The 16,271-nt window shown below is 41.8% G+C and carries 18 protein-coding genes and 2 tRNA genes; 9 read left to right on the top strand and 11 right to left on the bottom strand.

Annotated features, from left to right (window positions below; genetic code table 11):
- Window positions 1–154 precede the first annotated feature (154 nt).
- From O4M77_RS04440 to O4M77_RS04430, 3 genes are all read left to right on the top strand, one after another.
- Window positions 155–1,984, top strand: a complete 1,830-nt coding sequence (locus O4M77_RS04440) for a phosphoenolpyruvate carboxykinase (GTP) (protein ID WP_034706283.1) — start codon at window positions 155–157, stop codon at window positions 1,982–1,984.
- A 366-nt stretch (window positions 1,985–2,350) separates the two neighbouring features.
- The gene (locus O4M77_RS04435; protein WP_218945520.1) at window positions 2,351–3,703 is read left to right on the top strand and encodes an MFS transporter; all 1,353 of its coding nucleotides are present in this window, start codon (window positions 2,351–2,353) and stop codon (window positions 3,701–3,703) included.
- A gap of 136 nt (window positions 3,704–3,839) precedes the next feature.
- Entirely contained in the window at window positions 3,840–4,262 is a 423-nt protein-coding gene (locus O4M77_RS04430; RefSeq protein ID WP_034590028.1) for a hypothetical protein, read from the top strand.
- 55 nt (window positions 4,263–4,317) lie between these two features.
- Here O4M77_RS04430 and O4M77_RS04425 read toward each other — a convergent pair whose 3' ends face one another.
- Window positions 4,318–4,986, bottom strand: coding sequence for a class I SAM-dependent methyltransferase (locus tag O4M77_RS04425; protein ID WP_034704932.1), 669 nt, complete (start codon window positions 4,984–4,986; stop codon window positions 4,318–4,320).
- 263 nt (window positions 4,987–5,249) lie between these two features.
- On the bottom strand, window positions 5,250–6,098 hold the full coding sequence (gene folD, locus O4M77_RS04420) for a bifunctional methylenetetrahydrofolate dehydrogenase/methenyltetrahydrofolate cyclohydrolase FolD (protein WP_323713913.1): 849 nt from the start codon (window positions 6,096–6,098) through the stop codon (window positions 5,250–5,252).
- Window positions 6,099–6,251: 153 nt separating this feature from the next.
- Between folD and O4M77_RS04415 the strand changes: the two genes are divergently transcribed.
- Together O4M77_RS04415 and O4M77_RS04410 are read left to right on the top strand one after the other, a co-directional pair.
- Window positions 6,252–6,325, top strand: a tRNA-Cys gene (locus O4M77_RS04415).
- Window positions 6,326–6,336: 11 nt separating this feature from the next.
- Window positions 6,337–6,422 (top strand) — tRNA-Leu (locus O4M77_RS04410).
- 131 nt (window positions 6,423–6,553) lie between these two features.
- Here the strand turns inward: O4M77_RS04410 and O4M77_RS04405 are convergent.
- From O4M77_RS04405 to O4M77_RS04395, 3 genes are all read right to left on the bottom strand, one after another.
- On the bottom strand, window positions 6,554–7,459 hold the full coding sequence (locus O4M77_RS04405; RefSeq protein WP_323713912.1) for a helix-turn-helix transcriptional regulator: 906 nt from the start codon (window positions 7,457–7,459) through the stop codon (window positions 6,554–6,556).
- Between the two features lie 139 nt (window positions 7,460–7,598).
- The gene (locus tag O4M77_RS04400) at window positions 7,599–7,799 is read right to left on the bottom strand and encodes a hypothetical protein (RefSeq protein WP_159123322.1); all 201 of its coding nucleotides are present in this window, start codon (window positions 7,797–7,799) and stop codon (window positions 7,599–7,601) included.
- A gap of 237 nt (window positions 7,800–8,036) precedes the next feature.
- Window positions 8,037–9,029 carry an NAD(P)H-quinone oxidoreductase gene (locus tag O4M77_RS04395; protein ID WP_323713911.1) on the bottom strand — a complete coding sequence of 331 codons (993 nt, stop codon included), beginning with the start codon at window positions 9,027–9,029 and terminating at the stop codon, window positions 8,037–8,039.
- Between the two features lie 129 nt (window positions 9,030–9,158).
- On the opposite strand from O4M77_RS04395, the gene O4M77_RS04390 reads away from it, so the two are divergent.
- Together O4M77_RS04390 and O4M77_RS04385 are read left to right on the top strand one after the other, a co-directional pair.
- Window positions 9,159–9,599: an N-acetyltransferase gene (locus tag O4M77_RS04390; RefSeq protein ID WP_323713910.1), complete on the top strand. Its 441-nt coding sequence runs from the start codon at window positions 9,159–9,161 to the stop codon at window positions 9,597–9,599.
- Window positions 9,600–9,623: 24 nt separating this feature from the next.
- Entirely contained in the window at window positions 9,624–9,974 is a 351-nt protein-coding gene (locus O4M77_RS04385) for a thioredoxin family protein (RefSeq protein WP_323713909.1), read from the top strand.
- An 18-nt stretch (window positions 9,975–9,992) separates the two neighbouring features.
- Here O4M77_RS04385 and O4M77_RS04380 read toward each other — a convergent pair whose 3' ends face one another.
- From O4M77_RS04380 to cysD, 6 genes are all read right to left on the bottom strand, one after another.
- Entirely contained in the window at window positions 9,993–10,253 is a 261-nt protein-coding gene (locus O4M77_RS04380; RefSeq protein WP_034704953.1) for a DUF2798 domain-containing protein, read from the bottom strand.
- Window positions 10,254–10,271: 18 nt separating this feature from the next.
- On the bottom strand, window positions 10,272–10,583 hold the full coding sequence (locus tag O4M77_RS04375; protein ID WP_180002281.1) for a DUF3861 domain-containing protein: 312 nt from the start codon (window positions 10,581–10,583) through the stop codon (window positions 10,272–10,274).
- 9 nt (window positions 10,584–10,592) lie between these two features.
- Window positions 10,593–11,108, bottom strand: a complete 516-nt coding sequence (locus O4M77_RS04370; RefSeq protein WP_323713908.1) for a PadR family transcriptional regulator — start codon at window positions 11,106–11,108, stop codon at window positions 10,593–10,595.
- 254 nt (window positions 11,109–11,362) lie between these two features.
- On the bottom strand, window positions 11,363–11,629 hold the full coding sequence (locus tag O4M77_RS04365; RefSeq protein WP_180016796.1) for a hypothetical protein: 267 nt from the start codon (window positions 11,627–11,629) through the stop codon (window positions 11,363–11,365).
- A gap of 148 nt (window positions 11,630–11,777) precedes the next feature.
- The gene (gene cysN / locus O4M77_RS04360; RefSeq protein ID WP_323713907.1) at window positions 11,778–13,391 is read right to left on the bottom strand and encodes a sulfate adenylyltransferase subunit CysN; all 1,614 of its coding nucleotides are present in this window, start codon (window positions 13,389–13,391) and stop codon (window positions 11,778–11,780) included.
- A 169-nt stretch (window positions 13,392–13,560) separates the two neighbouring features.
- Window positions 13,561–14,475, bottom strand: a complete 915-nt coding sequence (gene cysD, locus O4M77_RS04355) for a sulfate adenylyltransferase subunit CysD (protein WP_034170514.1) — start codon at window positions 14,473–14,475, stop codon at window positions 13,561–13,563.
- Window positions 14,476–14,792: 317 nt separating this feature from the next.
- Here cysD and O4M77_RS04350 point away from each other — a divergent pair, with 317 nt between their 5' ends.
- Both O4M77_RS04350 and O4M77_RS04345 read left to right on the top strand, forming a co-directional pair.
- Entirely contained in the window at window positions 14,793–15,335 is a 543-nt protein-coding gene (locus O4M77_RS04350) for a hypothetical protein (protein WP_166136988.1), read from the top strand.
- Between the two features lie 269 nt (window positions 15,336–15,604).
- The gene (locus O4M77_RS04345) at window positions 15,605–16,240 is read left to right on the top strand and encodes a YqiJ family protein (RefSeq protein WP_004782965.1); all 636 of its coding nucleotides are present in this window, start codon (window positions 15,605–15,607) and stop codon (window positions 16,238–16,240) included.
- The last annotated feature ends 31 nt before the right edge of the window (window positions 16,241–16,271 follow it).

Genomic DNA, 16,271 nt, shown 5'->3' with positions numbered 1-16,271 from the left:
TTCCAAATAAAATCCAGCACTTCTTTAGTCTTATTTTTTTGATGATTTTATGCTTTAATACAGCCACTTTTTTTCATATTTCATCTGGCCAGTATTTTATTGACCAGATTGTACTTTGTACAAAATTTTGTACACATTTGAGATAGGCCTCACCATGACCCAAGTGAACGCACCAGAATTCGTTCGTCACCCTAAGCTTATTGCATGGGTGGAAGAAATTGCTAAATTAACAAAACCAGCAAAAATTGAATGGTGTGACGGTAGCGCAGAAGAATATCAACGTTATATCGACTTGATGATCGCTAACGGCACAATGCAAGCGCTTAACCAAGAGAAACATCCTGGTTCTTATCTTGCAAATTCTGATCCTTCTGACGTTGCTCGTGTTGAAGACCGTACTTTTATCTGTTCTGCAAATAAAGAAGACGCTGGCGCGACCAATAACTGGGAAGATCCAGCAGTTATGCGCGAAAAATTGAATGGTCTGTTTGACGGTTCAATGAAAGGTCGTACCCTGTATGTGGTTCCATTCTCTATGGGTCCTTTGGGTTCACACATTGCGCACATCGGTATCGAATTAACTGACTCTCCTTATGTGGCAGTCAGCATGTCTAAAATGGCTCGTATGGGTAAAGCTGTTTATGACGTTCTAGGTACAGATGGCGAATTTGTCCCTTGCGTACACACTGTGGGTGCACCACTTGAAGAAGGTCAAAAAGATGTTGCTTGGCCTTGCAACAAAGAAAAATACATCGTGCACTACCCAGAAACTCGTGAAATCTGGTCATTTGGTTCTGGTTACGGCGGTAACGCATTGTTAGGTAAAAAATGCCTGGCTTTACGTATTGCATCTTATATGGGTCGTCAACAAGGCTGGTTAGCTGAACATATGCTAATCCTTGGCGTGACTAGCCCTAAAGGCGAAAAACACTACATCGCAGCTGCATTCCCATCTGCTTGTGGTAAAACAAACTTTGCGATGCTGATTCCACCAGCAGGTTATGAAGGTTGGAAAATTGAAACTGTAGGTGACGATATTGCCTGGATCAAACCAGGTGAAGATGGTCGCTTATATGCAATCAACCCTGAAGCTGGTTTCTTCGGTGTAGCTCCTGGTACAAATACCAAAACTAACCCGAACTGTATGGCAACTCTTCATAAAGACGTAATCTATACAAACGTTGCTGTGACTGACAACGGTGAAGTTTGGTGGGAAGGTCTGACTAAAGAAGCACCTGCGAATCTGACTAACTGGAAAGGTCAACCACACACTGGCGAAGAAAAAGCGGCTCATCCGAACGCTCGTTTCACAGTTTCTGCTGGTCAATGCCCTTCTATCGATGCGGATTGGGAAAATCCAGCAGGTGTTCCAATTTCTGCGTTCATCTTCGGTGGTCGCCGTGCAGACACAGTGCCTCTGATTTCAGAAGCATTTGACTGGGTTGATGGTGTTTATAAAGCTGCAACCATGGGTTCTGAAACAACTGCTGCTGCTGTTGGTCAACAAGGTATCGTTCGTCGCGACCCATTTGCGATGCTTCCATTTGCTGGCTACAACATGGCTGACTACTTCACTCACTGGTTAGAAATGGGTGAGAAAGTTGGCGAGAAAGCTGCTGCTGCTGGTAACAAGCTTCCTGGTATCTACAACGTGAACTGGTTCCGTCGTGATGCTGAAGGTAACTTCGTATGGCCTGGTTTCGGTCAAAACATGCGTGTTCTTGAGTGGATCATCGATCGTTGTGAAGGTCGTGCTGATGCTGTTGAAACTCCAATCGGCCGTGTACCTACTTACGAACAGCTAAACTGGACTGGTTCTGATTTCACTAAAGAACAATTTGACCTGGTAACCTCTCAAGACAAAGATCAATGGATCAAAGAACTTGAAAGCCACACTGAATTGTTCAACAAATTAGGTGATCGTCTGCCAGAAGCGTTGAAAAAACGCCAAGCTGAACTTCTTGAAGCGGTTAAATCTGCTTAATTGCTGATTTAATTTTAAAAAGGTCGCGTAAGCGGCCTTTTTTATTACCTTAAGATAAGGTTAAAGCCAATCGTTTAATCTGTTTTACATCTAAATAAAAACTAAATAAAAACCACATTTACTGTTCATTAATCTCCTTAAAGAACAGCATTTAACCAGTTAATCCAATATAAAAATCAAGCAATTACTCTAAACAAATGGTAAATTTATGTTTTATAAAAATATTTGAAAACTACATTATTTATTAAGACTAAAGTCCTATAAAAAGAGAAAACTTGGAGGCGTATAAGTATATGAAATTTCCTCACTTTCTCTCTCACTAAAACATAACTTTTTAGATTTTATAGCAATGAAAATTTAAAAAAGATGTGTTTTACAGCATTCCTTTGGAGCAATGTTGTGAATCAGCCACTTCCTGAAGCTGCTACACCGCAGCTTGACCGTAAAACGCGGGTTAAATCTATTCTCGGTGGTTCTGCAGGTAACCTGGTCGAATGGTACGACTGGTATGTTTATGCAGCCTTTACCTTATATTTCGCTTCACAGTTCTTCCCTGATGGCGACAATACCGTCAAACTTCTTCAGGCTGCTGCTGTATTCGCACTTGGTTTCTTGATGCGTCCGATTGGCGCATGGATTATGGGAATTTACGCTGACCGCAAAGGTCGTAAAGCAGGTTTGACCCTATCCGTTTCTCTAATGTGTGTAGGTTCCTTGATTATTGCCTGTGCACCCACCTATGATTCAGTGGGCATGCTCGCCCCTGCGCTGCTGTTATTTGCTCGCTTATTGCAAGGTCTGAGTGTGGGGGGTGAATACGGTTCAAGTGCCACTTACTTGACCGAAATGGCAGGTAAAAATCACCGTGGTTTCTACTCAAGCTTCCAGTATGTGACCCTGATTTCAGGTCAACTATTGGCACTCTGTGTCTTGATTTTCCTACAACGCACTTTGACTGAAGCACAACTCACTGAATGGGGCTGGCGTATTCCCTTCCTGATCGGTGCATTCCTGGCAATTGTAGTGTTCTGGATCCGTCGCGGTCTGGTAGAAACACAATCTTCAAAACAGGCTGTTGAACAGGCGAAAAAAGGTGGTCCTAAATCCGGTGCCTTAGCATTATTCACCAAATACCCTAAACAGGCATTTACCGTGATCATGCTGACCGCAGGTGGTACTTTAGCTTTCAATACTTTCACTACCTATCTGCAGAAATATCTGGTGAACACTTCAGGTTTTGAAAAAACTACTGCTACTGAAATTACTACCCTTGCGATCTTTGTATTCATGTTATTGCAACCAGTTGTGGGTGCACTTTCTGACAAAATTGGCCGCAAGCCAATCATGATTGCTTTTGGTGTGCTTGGTGTACTATTTACCATTCCTATCTTTAATGGCTTAGGCTCAACTACCAACCCAACAACTGCATTCATGCTGTGTATGAGCGGTATGGTAATTGTAACTGGTTATACAGCGATTAATGCAGTGGTAAAAGCTGAGCTATTCCCTGCACACATTCGTGCCCTAGGTGTAGCTTTACCTTATGCAATTGCTAACACCCTGTTTGGCGGTACAGCAGAACTGGTAGCTTTAAGTTTTAAAAATGCCGGCCATGAAAACTACTTCTTCTATTACATTACTTTTATGATTGGCCTGTCGCTGCTCACTTATGTCTTTATGAAAGACACTAAAAAGCACAGCATGATTACTGATGACTAAGTAACTGTATTGCTTTAGGAGCTTTCCGGATGGAAACATTCGGAAAGCTTTTTTATTGGAATTTTATGTTTACTGCCATTCCGCTATTTCGTTGCTATGGCATACTTGTCTGATAAAAATACGGGAAATCATCATGATGAAAAAAACAGTTTTTTTACTCGGCTTAACTATCGGCACTTTAGGCCTGACAGCATGTCAGACGGCACCTCAACAATTTAACGGTCAGACCGGTTATGAAATTCTGGAACGTTCAGAAAATTCCGCAACCTTAAGCTATACATTAGCAGGACGACCAAGTCAGGATGAAAACAGGTTACAGGCTGCTTGCAGACAAGTTCTTGGAACCTCTAAAAGTTATAATATCCAGATTATTAATAGTCAGGAAATAGTTAACCCAACTCCTGAACAGGTTCAGTATGGCCGTCAACTCGGGGATAGCCGCACCCAAATCAGTTTGAGTAATACACCTGATTTATATAACAGTGAAAATCCGGGTGCCCGAGAGGCATTAGAAGCTCGCCCTACCACTGTACGTGTGATTCGCTATACCTGCTCATAAAACAGAGCATAAAAAAGGGCTTGATGCCCTTTTTTTCTTTTTCAATTCTTGGATGTTATTTAGTTCGATAGAAGCTGACATTACGGAATTCTGGTGATTCATCCAGATCTGGCCAGGTAGTCGCACTACGTTCATCCAGTTTGAGATATTGCGGATGACTAAAATTTTTCACCCGACTATCTGCGACCCAGACTTCTGGTGCAAATTTCAGGAATTCATCCAGGAAGAAACGGTTACACTGATCATAAAGCACATCTGCCGCTAGCAGTATATCCACCTGTTCTGCTTTATAGAGATCATCCAGATATTCCAGCTCAACATCATTTAACTCAGCATTGGCACGACAGGCATTCAGACTGACCTGATCGATATCACAACAGATCACACGTTTGGCTCCTGCCATTTTCGCTGCAATAGCAACAACACCTGATCCTGCACCAAAATCTAGTACCACTTTGTCTTTGACATGATGCGGTTCAGCCAGCAACCACTGTGCCATGGCCAATCCTGATGCCCAGCAGAAGATCCAGTACGGCGTATCATTCCAGATACGACGAATCACTTCATCATCTAGTTTGTCTGTCGGAAAGACTGGTGGAATCAGCCAGAGTGAAATCGGTGTTTCTGGTAGCTGCTGTGCCATCAGTTCACAATTAGGAATAACTTGGTGTAAGGCTTGAAGTAAATGCTCAGGGGCTTTAGGAAATTGGAAAGTACAGCTCATGAAGAAAGCCTTGATGCGAAAATATCTTTATTGGAATTTATACATTAATCGGATACATGACCACGTCATTCGCAGCTGTTCGAGGCAGACTGAAATCTAATTCGTCCTGTTTTTGCGACACATCAACCACGCAAAAGAAATATGACGAGTTCTGCGAATGACAAATGGTTTTGGTTACTTTTGCCGAAACAAAAGTAACGAATGAGCTTCTTACATCTATAGTCACAACGATACAACTCCGCCGTAACTAATTAAAATTTCAATTAACCCAAAGCCTTCTCAGCAGCTTCTACAGTTTGACGAATCAGCGTAGTGATTGTCATAGGACCTACACCACCCGGAACTGGGGTATAAGCAGAAGCGATTTCTTCGATACCGACTAATTGAATATCACCCACACCACCGCCATCACGTGGGTGGAAGCCAGCATCAACAACCACTGCACCTAGTTTAATCCAGTCTTTCTGGATCAGTTCAGCTTTACCCACCGCACCCACGATAATGTCAGCTTGTTTTACAAATTCTGGAAGGTTTTGAGTACGTGAATGGCAAATAGTCACTGTAGCATTCGCTTCAAGCAACATTGCTGCCATTGGTTTACCTAGAATCGCAGAACGACCAACCACTACCGCATGTTTACCTGCGATTTCAATATTGTTTTCTTTCAGGATGGTCATGATACCTGCAGGAGTAGCAGAACCGTAAGCTGCTTCACCCATCGCCATACGACCATAACCCAGGCAAGTCACACCATCTACATCTTTTTCAAGCGAGATTGCATCGAAACAAGCACGTTCATCAATTTGTGCAGGAACCGGATGTTGTAACAGAATACCGTGAACATTCGGATTTGCATTCAATTTTTCAATTTCAGCCAGCAATTCTTCAGTAGTCGTTTCTTTTGGAAGCTCAACTTTTAATGAATCCATACCAACACGGCGGCAAGCATTACCTTTCATACGTACATAAGTTGCAGATGCGCCATCGTCACCCACCAAAATAGTCGCAAGAATTGGAGTACGACCTGACTTTGCTTTCAGCGCTTCTACGCGAGTTAACAAGTCAGCTTCAATTTGCTTCGCTAATGCACGACCGTCTAGAACTAATGCCACGGCACTTCTCCCAAGTGTTGATATGAATCAATTTTGCACATTCTACATGATAATTCTGAATATTTTCCGCCATATGCTGTTTTTATGCGCATACAAATGAATATCCTATTGTTTTTTTTTCAGAGCTTGATAATATACGCATCAACAAGACGCGGCGGGGTGGCAGAGTGGTCATGCAGCGGACTGCAACTCCGTGGACGCCGGTTCGATTCCGACCTCCGCCTCCAATCTTGTTAAAGCCCGAGTGGTGAAATCGGTAGACACAGGGGATTTAAAATCCCCCGCCCACAAAGCGTGCCAGTTCGAGTCTGGCCTCGGGCACCATTCTTCTACTACTGAAGATGGTGCAAATAAAGAACCCAGCGAAAGCTGGTTTTTTTATGCCTGTAATTTGCTAAATCTAATTCTCAATAGAATTCTATAAGCATTCGCCAACCTGCTCTGCTTTCAAAATATTATCCAGCAGAGCGTAAATAACCTTCCAGATCCTGTTCCAGTTTTTCCTGAAAATGAATCGGCTCAATGATCTTTACATACGGTAGCCAGTAACGTACCAGTGGCAATAACTGCATTTCATGACGAATCTGACAACTAATTAACAATTCTCCAGACTCTGATTCCTGTTCGATCTGCTGTTCCGGAAATAAACGGCGCTCTTTAAAAAATACCGTGACTTCAGGTTGCACCTTCATCAAAACCTGCTGTTTTTGCTGACCAAACCAGATGCTGTCTTCATCTGCCAGCATTTTCAGAACTTCAGGATCATGCTCAAAGCTTTCATTTTCAAAAACCAGTTTGACTTCCTGCAACTGACTTAAACGATAGGTTTTGAGCTCAGCTTCAGTGACACCGGCCAGATACCAGATGCCATGATGATGAATCAACCGGTATGGCTGGATGATTCGTGCTTGATCGGAATATTGCAGCTCAACCTGCTGCCGTTTATAGATCGCCCCTGCAAGCAGCTTGAAATGCTCGGCAAACTGTTTGGCATCTTCAAAATAATAGCCTTTTGCCGAAAATACCTGATTTGCCCGCTCATCCAGCAATTCACGAATAAAAGACATATCCAGTGCCGGATACAGCTCACTGATTCCGGACAACTGTGCAAAATTCTGGATATCCTGCAACTTGAAACGCCCTAAATATGAAGGCTCAAGATAATAGCGTTTGGTATTTTGATCCTGCATGAGCGGTAAATACGCATTCAGACGAACAAAATCACGCTCAATGGTACGGGTGCTGACCTGAAATTCTCGTGCCAGCTCCTGTACACTTAACTGATGCCCTATATTAAGTTTGGTTAAAATATTTGCCAAACGGTCTGCGAGGCGCTCATGCGTTGACGCATTGCCCTTCATAAATACCCTCTTCGTGCCGCTTGTGCAGCACAATGAATCATTTGCTTAGAATTTTTAAATTATGGGAAAATTATACAGCCAAATAAAAACAAGATTAGAGTTATTCACTTCAACTTAAGGCTAATAGGCAAGATGTTTTTTAAGATTTTTTACGACGTTTGTAGTGAGGTTTTGGTGCTGAGTGGCTCAGCCGTTCCATATAGCGTTCCAGATGCAACATGGCTTGATACAGCTTGTGTAAATCGGAACGAAGTAACTGATTACGGATAATCGCTTTATGCAAACGCTTCAATGCACGAAAGCCATGTTCATGCGTATAAGGGGCCGACACTATCTTCATAATATACTTCCTTTTAATACGTGACATTTCATCAAATACCAAACAATTTAGTCAGATTATATTTAAGCGCTAATTTACTCCTCAGTTTTGACAGGTTGTGTCGAACAATCGACACTTTTTACCGTTTTTTAAAATTTATACTCCTATTTCAAGCAATTAATTTAAATTAGTTATCGTTTTTTATGCAAAATAAAAGCCAACAAAAGTTGGCTTTTAATATTTCTATCACAAGAATAATTAGATGATTTCCACCACAATCTTACCGATATGTTCACCTGTATCCATCGCTGCATGCGCATCCTGAATCTGGTCAAACTTGAAGGTTTTATAGATCATCGGTAAACATTCACCTGTTGCCCAGAGTGGTGCCACATGCTCTTTCAGGCCCTGGGCAATTCCAGCTTTCTCAGCCGTATTGCGTGCACGCATGGTGGAACCGGTAATGGTCAAACGCTTCATCATGATTTGACCCAGTTTTACCTCCTTAGCCTTAGCACCGCCCAGGAAAGCGATATAAACCAGGCGGCCATCGCGACGCAGCAGATTCAGGTTTTTCTCCAGGTACGGTGCACCTACCATATCCAAGATCACATCTACACCAGCATTATCCGTGGCTTCATTGATGACCTGCTCAAAGTCTTGGGTCTTGTAATTGATTCCAGTGGTCAGGTGTGAAATCGCCTGGATTTTTTCATCACTGCCTGCTGTCGCAAAGGTTTTGATGCCTAGAGATTTGCACAGCATTAAGGCCGTGGTTCCGATTCCGCTAGTTCCGCCATGAATCAGCACAGTCTCTCCTGCCTTAGCCTTACCCATCTGGAACACATTTGCCCATACAGTGAAAAAGGTTTCAGGAATCGCTGCAGCCTGTACAAAGCTCACGCCTTCAGGAATGTTTAAAGTCTGGCTCTCTGGCACAACGCAATATTCTGCATAACCACCACCATTGGTCAGGCCACAAACCTTATCACCCACTTTAAACTGACTTACTTCACTTCCGACTGCAACCACTTCACCGGCAACTTCCAGACCCGGTACCGGAGTCACACCCTTAGGCATTGGATACAAACCCTGACGCTGCAAGATATCCGGACGGTTAATCCCAAAAGCATGAACCTTAACCAGAACTTCATCTGCTTTTGCTTCTGGAATGGCAACGGTTTCATATGCGAGTTTCTCTACACCACCCGGTTCTGTAATGATGACTTGTTGCATGCTGTGTTGCGTCATGGATTCTTTCCCTAATATTCACGTTTCATATTTTTCGAACTTATTTGAACATAGAAATGCTATGGATTGAAGCAGCATGGACTTATGTATAATCAGCTGCCTATTTAGTAAATTGATATAAGACCACTGATGACAATAATTACAAAAGCGAAAACCGAGGATATCGACGCTATTCTTGAAATCTGGTTCCAGGCTTCTTTAAAGGCGCATGATTTTATTCCTGCTAGTTATTGGGAAAATCAGCTACTTCCAATGCGAGATGTATATTTACCCTTAGCAGAAAACTATGTCCTTAAAGAAAATCATACGGTACTTGGCTTTGTTTCATTATTAAAATCGGAAAATGTATTAGCTGCACTTTTCATTGATCCTGAGCAGCAAGGTGCTGGCTATGGTCGCCGTTTAGTTAATTTCTTAAAACAGCAATGTAATCAGCTGCATTTAAATGTCTATGCTGCAAATACATCAGCAGTCAGCTTTTATCAGAAGCAAGGTTTTAAGATTATCAATCAAGGAATCGATGAGAATACCGGTCAAGCTGAACTTACTATGAGCTGGTTTAAATCTTAATTTTGAAATGATGAGAGCAAATTCATGTCAGCAGTCATCACCTACAATGAAGATAATTACAGTGACTTCGAATGGTTTGAAGGCCTTGCTGTGATCCGGTTCTATGCTGACTGGTGCAAGCCCTGTGTACAGAATTTTCCGGTTTTTGAGGAACTGGCAGCACAATATGCTGGGCACAACCCAGAAATTAAGTTCGGTAAAATCAATGTCGATCAATCACCGATTCTGACCTTACGCTATAACGTCTATGGCTTGCCCTCTACCCTGATCTTTAAAAATGGGCAGATCATTCATCGTATTGCTGGTGTGAAAAGCCTAACTGAAATGAAATCTATTTTATCTCAAGTTCTAAATAAATCATCCGATTCCGGCTGATTCAAGCGAATCAATCTTTTATTTAGCAGATTGATCTGACATCTGCACAAACTGCATCAGGAATTTGCGTACCAGCGGCAATACAAGCAGAATCAGTGGAAATGCCACCAGCCATGACAGCCCCCAAGCATGTAACCATAGCGAGATAAACGCATCGCTCCAACCTTTATTCAGCAGCATATTAAAGCAGGAAATCGCACCGCTCATAATGCCGGAAAGGATTAAGGGCATTAACCAGTTCAGATGTTTTGGGTGAAATTTTGGGAGATTCTTTTTCATAAATGACCTTTAGAATACTTACTGTTCTTCACTTTGGGCTTTCACTGTCTGTTTTAAGGATTTCATAAACTGGGCAAATTGCGGCATGAATTCCTTGAAGAGTGGCAACTCTTTATTTTCCAGCATGACTTCACTAAACAGTTTTAAGCCGATAACAAATGCTTTGGTACTTTCCTCATCTAGCAACTGACTGGCTTGAAGTTTTTCCAGTATTTTAAAGATGTCATCGTGATTACCCACCTGAAACTGTAGCTCCTCAGTATAGGTTGATGGATTACCTTGGGCATCAGCCAGATGTTGAACAGTCACTTCATAGAGATGTTGTTTCATGTCCTGCTCCTACAGTTGACGGATATTAATTGCAGCCTGTTCAATCTGGGCAGCAATATCACTGATCTGCTCTGGACGAAGTTCATTTTGCAGTTTGAATCGTAGTGAAGCTTTCAGGCTTTCCATTGAATTATGGATATCGATATAGCGCTCATCTTCTTGAATGCGGCGACGGGTTTCAAAACGGCTAAGAACTCTTTGTAGAGTTTCCTGACTATCTTTAAGATGCTCACGACCTTTGTCTGTAATGTGGTATTGCTTACGCTCATCAGCACTCATGATCACTTGGGTATATTGCTGTTCTTCAAGATAGCTAATTGTTGGGCAGATCGTACCTGTACTCGGTTTATAGTTACCTCCAACCAGCGCAGCTACATCTTTAATAATGTCATAGCTAAACTTGGGCGCTTGAGCAATAAAATGCAGCATGAGCAGTTTCATTTCACCTGCTTCAAAGAGCCGTCTACGAGGTTTTGGAGAGTTTTTTCGCTCTTCTTTTAATGCAGAATCAGAAGTTCTAGACATACAAAAGATATATCTTAAATTTAATTAAGATATATCTTATCATAGATAATATTGAATTTATTTCAAGTGAAGCAATAAAAGTTAAATTTAAGAAGAAAAAATAGGCACGAAATACTTGTGAAAAAATCCTTCCTTATAAAGCCATTTTCTCAGTGGAGATTACAACAATTAACTAGGAACTTTTTTTATAGTTACTGTCTTATCTAAATGTATAAAAATAGATGATTTATAATCTTAGTCCCTCAACTTAAATTTTAACTTTTATATTCTCGCACCATCCGATCACTGACATCTTCCGGATAGCAAAACGGTGCATAACCACCAGCACGGTTATAAGCACTACGCTTGCCGCAACGACTACCATTACGCGCTGTATTGTATGGACAAGGACAATTTCCCGGATAGCTTTCAATCGACTGTTGAATAATCTTCTGTTTAATTGCTTCCGTACTTTGGCTGCTCTGCTTGGCTTCTGCTCCAAAAGCTACACATAGTCCAACTAGTAATAATAATTTTTTCATACATTCCCCCCATCTACGGAGCATTGTATAAAGCTACATATAAATTGAAAGATCACATTTTGAATAACCGAATGATTTTCAAACATTCAAAATTCAGGCAATAAAAAAACCCGCCTTACAGCGGGTTTTTCTTAAAATCAGTCCAGTCTTATAGACGAACCAATTCCACAATTTTCTCAGCCAGTTCTTCAACTGCATCGGCTGTGTAAGTCACATCTGTACCTTCTGCAAGGTCAGTAATCACTACCACACCAGTTTCACGAACAAGTGCAACCTGTTCAGCAGTCAGACCCGCTTTCGCAATTGCAACTACACCTTGCTGAATCAACAGGCTTTCAAGTGCTTGAGCATTTTCCAGTGCTTTCGCAGTTACAGTGACCGCAGCAGGTTTTTGACCTAAACGTGCAGCACGTGCTTCGGCAGTTACAGGCTCGTTGTGTGCAGTCCATTCCACTGCAACTTCAACCATACCCGCACCAACAGTCACGTTGCTTAGACGGTCGATGAAGATGAATGAACCGGTGTAACGGCTGTCTTGATAACGGTCAAATACCACTGGCGCATCAAATTCGATGGTCACATCAGCAATTGCATTCAGATCCAGCTGCTCTACTTGTAGTTTTTCCAATGTATTGACATTGGTACGGTAGTTAATTTTCGCAACTTTCGCTGGAATAGTTTGAGTACCAAACTTCACATTATAAAGTTTGCCAACCACGAGCGGTTGATCGTTCATCCACACTACAGACGCACGTGCAGAACGTGAAATCAGTGGTTGTTCGCCAGCTTTTACCAACACGTTACCACGTGAAATATCGATCTCATCATTCAGTGTTAACGTAACAGCTTGACCAGCTACAGCATGATCCAGATTGCCATCAAAAGTGACAATTTCTTTTACTGTTGATTTCTTGCCAGATGGCAGCGCAACAATTTCATCACCAACTTTCACTTTACCCAGTGCGATGGTACCGCAGAAACCACGGAAATCGAGGTTAGGACGGTTAACGTATTGAACTGGGAAACGGAATTCATCTTTGCTGGTATTACGTGTAATTTCTACAGTTTCCAGAGTCTCCATTAAGGTTTGACCTTGGTACCACGGCGTATTTGGTGATTTGTTTACAACGTTATCACCGTTTAACGCAGAAATCGGTGTAAACACAATGTTTTCCGGCTTACGATCACCCAACTGGTTCACGAACTCGTTGTATTCAGCCTGAATTTCATTGAAGCGTGCTTCAGAGAATTCAACCAAGTCCATTTTGTTCACTGCAACCACGATATTACGAATACCTAACAGGCTCGCAATAAATGAGTGACGACGTGTTTGAGTCTGAACACCGTAACGCGCATCGATCAGGATAATTGCAAGATCCGCAGTAGACGCACCAGTGGCCATGTTACGAGTGTACTGTTCGTGCCCTGGGGTGTCGGCAATGATGAACTTACGTTTTTCAGTAGAGAAATAACGGTAAGCTACGTCAATGGTAATACCTTGCTCACGTTCAGCTTGCAGACCATCGACAAGCAGCGCCAAGTCAGGTGCATCGCCTGTGGTACCTACTTTTTTAGAGTCACGGGTAACCGCTTGCAGCTGATCTTCATAAATCAGTTTTGAATCATAAAGCAGACGGCCGATCAGGGTTGATTTACCATCATCCACATTACCGCAAGTCAGGAAACGCAATAAGTCTTTATTTTCGTGCTGTTTCAAATAAGCCAAAATGTCTTGGCTAATAAGTTCTGATTGGTGAGACATCGCTCATAGCTCCACAAATACGTTGAAATCGTTTCTAATCTTCAAATCCACCTAAATCCTCCTTTACTAAAGGAGGACTTTCCTCCGCTTTTTTAAGCCCCTCTTTGGTAAAGAGGGTGAGCAGCACTGCTGCGCAAGGAGATTCTTAGGAGGAGATTTCTTAAGATTCTTAGAAGTAACCTTCCTGCTTTTTCTTTTCCATCGAACCTGCTTCGTCATGATCGATCATACGGCCTTGACGTTCAGATGTGGTCGCTAAAAGCATTTCCTGGATAATTTCCGGTAAAGTTGTTGCAGTTGATTCAACCGCACCCGTTAATGGGTAACAACCTAAAGTACGGAAACGAACCGATTTCATTTGTGGCACTTCGCCTGGATTCAGGCGCATACGCTCATCATCAACCATGATCAGTGTACCATTACGCTCAACGACTGGACGTTCAGCAGCTAAGTACAATGGAACAAGTTTGATATTTTCTAGGTAGATATATTGCCAGATGTCCAGCTCAGTCCAGTTAGACAGCGGGAATACACGAATACTTTCGCCTTTGTTCACTTTACCATTGTAAAGGTTCCAAAGTTCTGGACGCTGGTTTTTCGGATCCCAACGGTGTTTAGAATCACGGAATGAATAAACACGTTCTTTGGCACGTGATTTTTCTTCGTCACGACGTGCACCACCGAAAGCAGCATCAAACTGATATTTATCCAGTGCCTGTTTCAAGCCTTGGGTTTTCATAATGTCAGTATATTTAGAGCTACCATAGTCGAATGGGTTTACGCCCGCATCACGACCTTCTTTGTTCTGATGCACGATCAGATCAAAGCCATGTTCTTTGGCCATGTTGTCACGGAACTTGATCATGTCTTTGAATTTCCAGCCGGTATCTACATGAAGTAGCGGGAATGGAAGTTTTGCAGGATAAAACGCTTTCAGTGCTAAATGCAGCATGACTGCTGAATCTTTACCGATTGAATAAAGCATAACCGGATTTTCAAACTCGGCAGCAACTTCGCGAATGATGTGAATACTCTCAGCTTCAAGCTGTTTAAGATGAGTAAGTCTTTCCTCATTTAATGACATGGACAACCTGCGTATTACACGTGTACTTATTACACTTTATAAAATTTATATTCATTATAGTGATTAACTTTTCATAACGATTGCTTGTTTTGTGATATTCATATATTAAAACGTCATATAAAAATTCACTAATATCAACTATCAGTTTTTATGAATCTGATAGCTTAGCTAAATAAAGACAATTGATTGTTTAGTCAAAGCACTCTGGAAGATTACTTTTAGCAATGAAATGATATATTAATCATCTAAACGGACAGTTCACATCGTGGTGAAAAAAAATTAGAGTAGGATTAGTTCTTCCAATTTATAAACTATGTATGCCTTATAACGAATTTGATTTAGATACTTTAAAATCCCGTCTGGAACAGGCAAAACTTGCCGGTTTTATTTACCAGCACCAGCAACATATTTTGGTTCTTCAGGAACCCTATACTGAAGATGGCAGTCCTTTAAACATTTATATCCAGCATGAATTGACCGCGGATCAGATTGGCCTGCAGTTTGGCCTGCGTAAGCTGAACGGTCAATGGGAATACCTGCTCGGTATGACTTATAGCAACCAGCAGGCAGGTTACGAAATAGGTGCCGGCAATCTGAGAAGTGATCAAAAAGCTTTCAATCTGCTTTATGCTTTCTATAACTATCCTAAAGCCTTTTTCTTGGTGGCCCTTCCTTTGTCTGCAAATACTCAGGCATTGGAACAGGCTCTCGATGAACAACTATTTAATCAGCCTGAACTTAAATTTCTGGAGACTGCAGTAAAAACCAATCCAATGGGCGAACAGGTGCAATGGATGAAGAACTATATCCTGCAACAAGCCCTAGAAATGAAAGTCCGTATCCAGACCGCCATCCTTTAATGCTTTTATACATCTACCTAGGGACAGAAAAGCAAATGTACACAATTGCTTTTCTATTCTTGAGATAAAACCTCAGATTCGCCCACCTATAAAATAGTCGACATTTATTTGCAGCTAAGAAAAGCTCATCACATATTGTTAAATTTTGGATTTTATCAAGCTATCCCGATTGGGATTTTTGTTGTTTTTTGCTTACAATTTTATTAATAACTGTTATCTTTAACAGGGTCATAAAATTTCTATAAAACCATAATTAGAGACAGAAACTCATGTGGGAACTGTTCATTCATCCTTCCAACATTGTATTTAGTATCAGTTTAAGCCTGATGCTGATGTTTGCTGCCTTGGAATGTGTCTTGCTGATGCTAGGAGGTGGTTCCCAGAATATGTTCGAACAATTTCTGCCTGAAGAACCGCTTCATCCGGAAGTAGGTATTGATCAGCAGACCGGCCTGTTCAATAAAGTATTCGACTGGCTTTATCTGGGTCGCCTGCCTCTCTTTATCTGGCTCATTATTTTCCTGACCAGTTATGGTCTGAGCGGTTTATTGATCCAAGGCCTGTTCGAACGATTTACCAGTCAGCTTTTAAATGCATGGATTATTTCCCCTGCCTGTTTATTTTTATGCATGCCGATTGTACGTGGGCTGTCCGTGCTTGCTGCCAAAATTCTGCCTCAGGATGAAACCATCGCGATCTATAGCGATGAACTGATCGGACGAACCGCCACGATTATTCTGGGAGATGCCAAAGCTAACTCCCCTGCTCAGGCCAAAGTTCAGGATCAGCATGGTAAGACCCATTATGTGCTGGTCGAACCTGAACGCAATGAAATATTTAATCAAGGTCAGACAGTGGTTTTGACTCAAAAAACTAAAAATGGCTTTCAGGCTATTGAACTTTAATTAAACCAATTTCCTATAAAAATCAAGCTTG

It is taken from the genome of Acinetobacter sp. YWS30-1, assembly GCF_033558715.1.
GTDB lineage: Bacteria > Pseudomonadota > Gammaproteobacteria > Pseudomonadales > Moraxellaceae > Acinetobacter.
The sequence above is the reverse complement of the archived record's forward strand: the minus strand, read 5'-3'. Positions and strand labels throughout refer to the sequence as shown.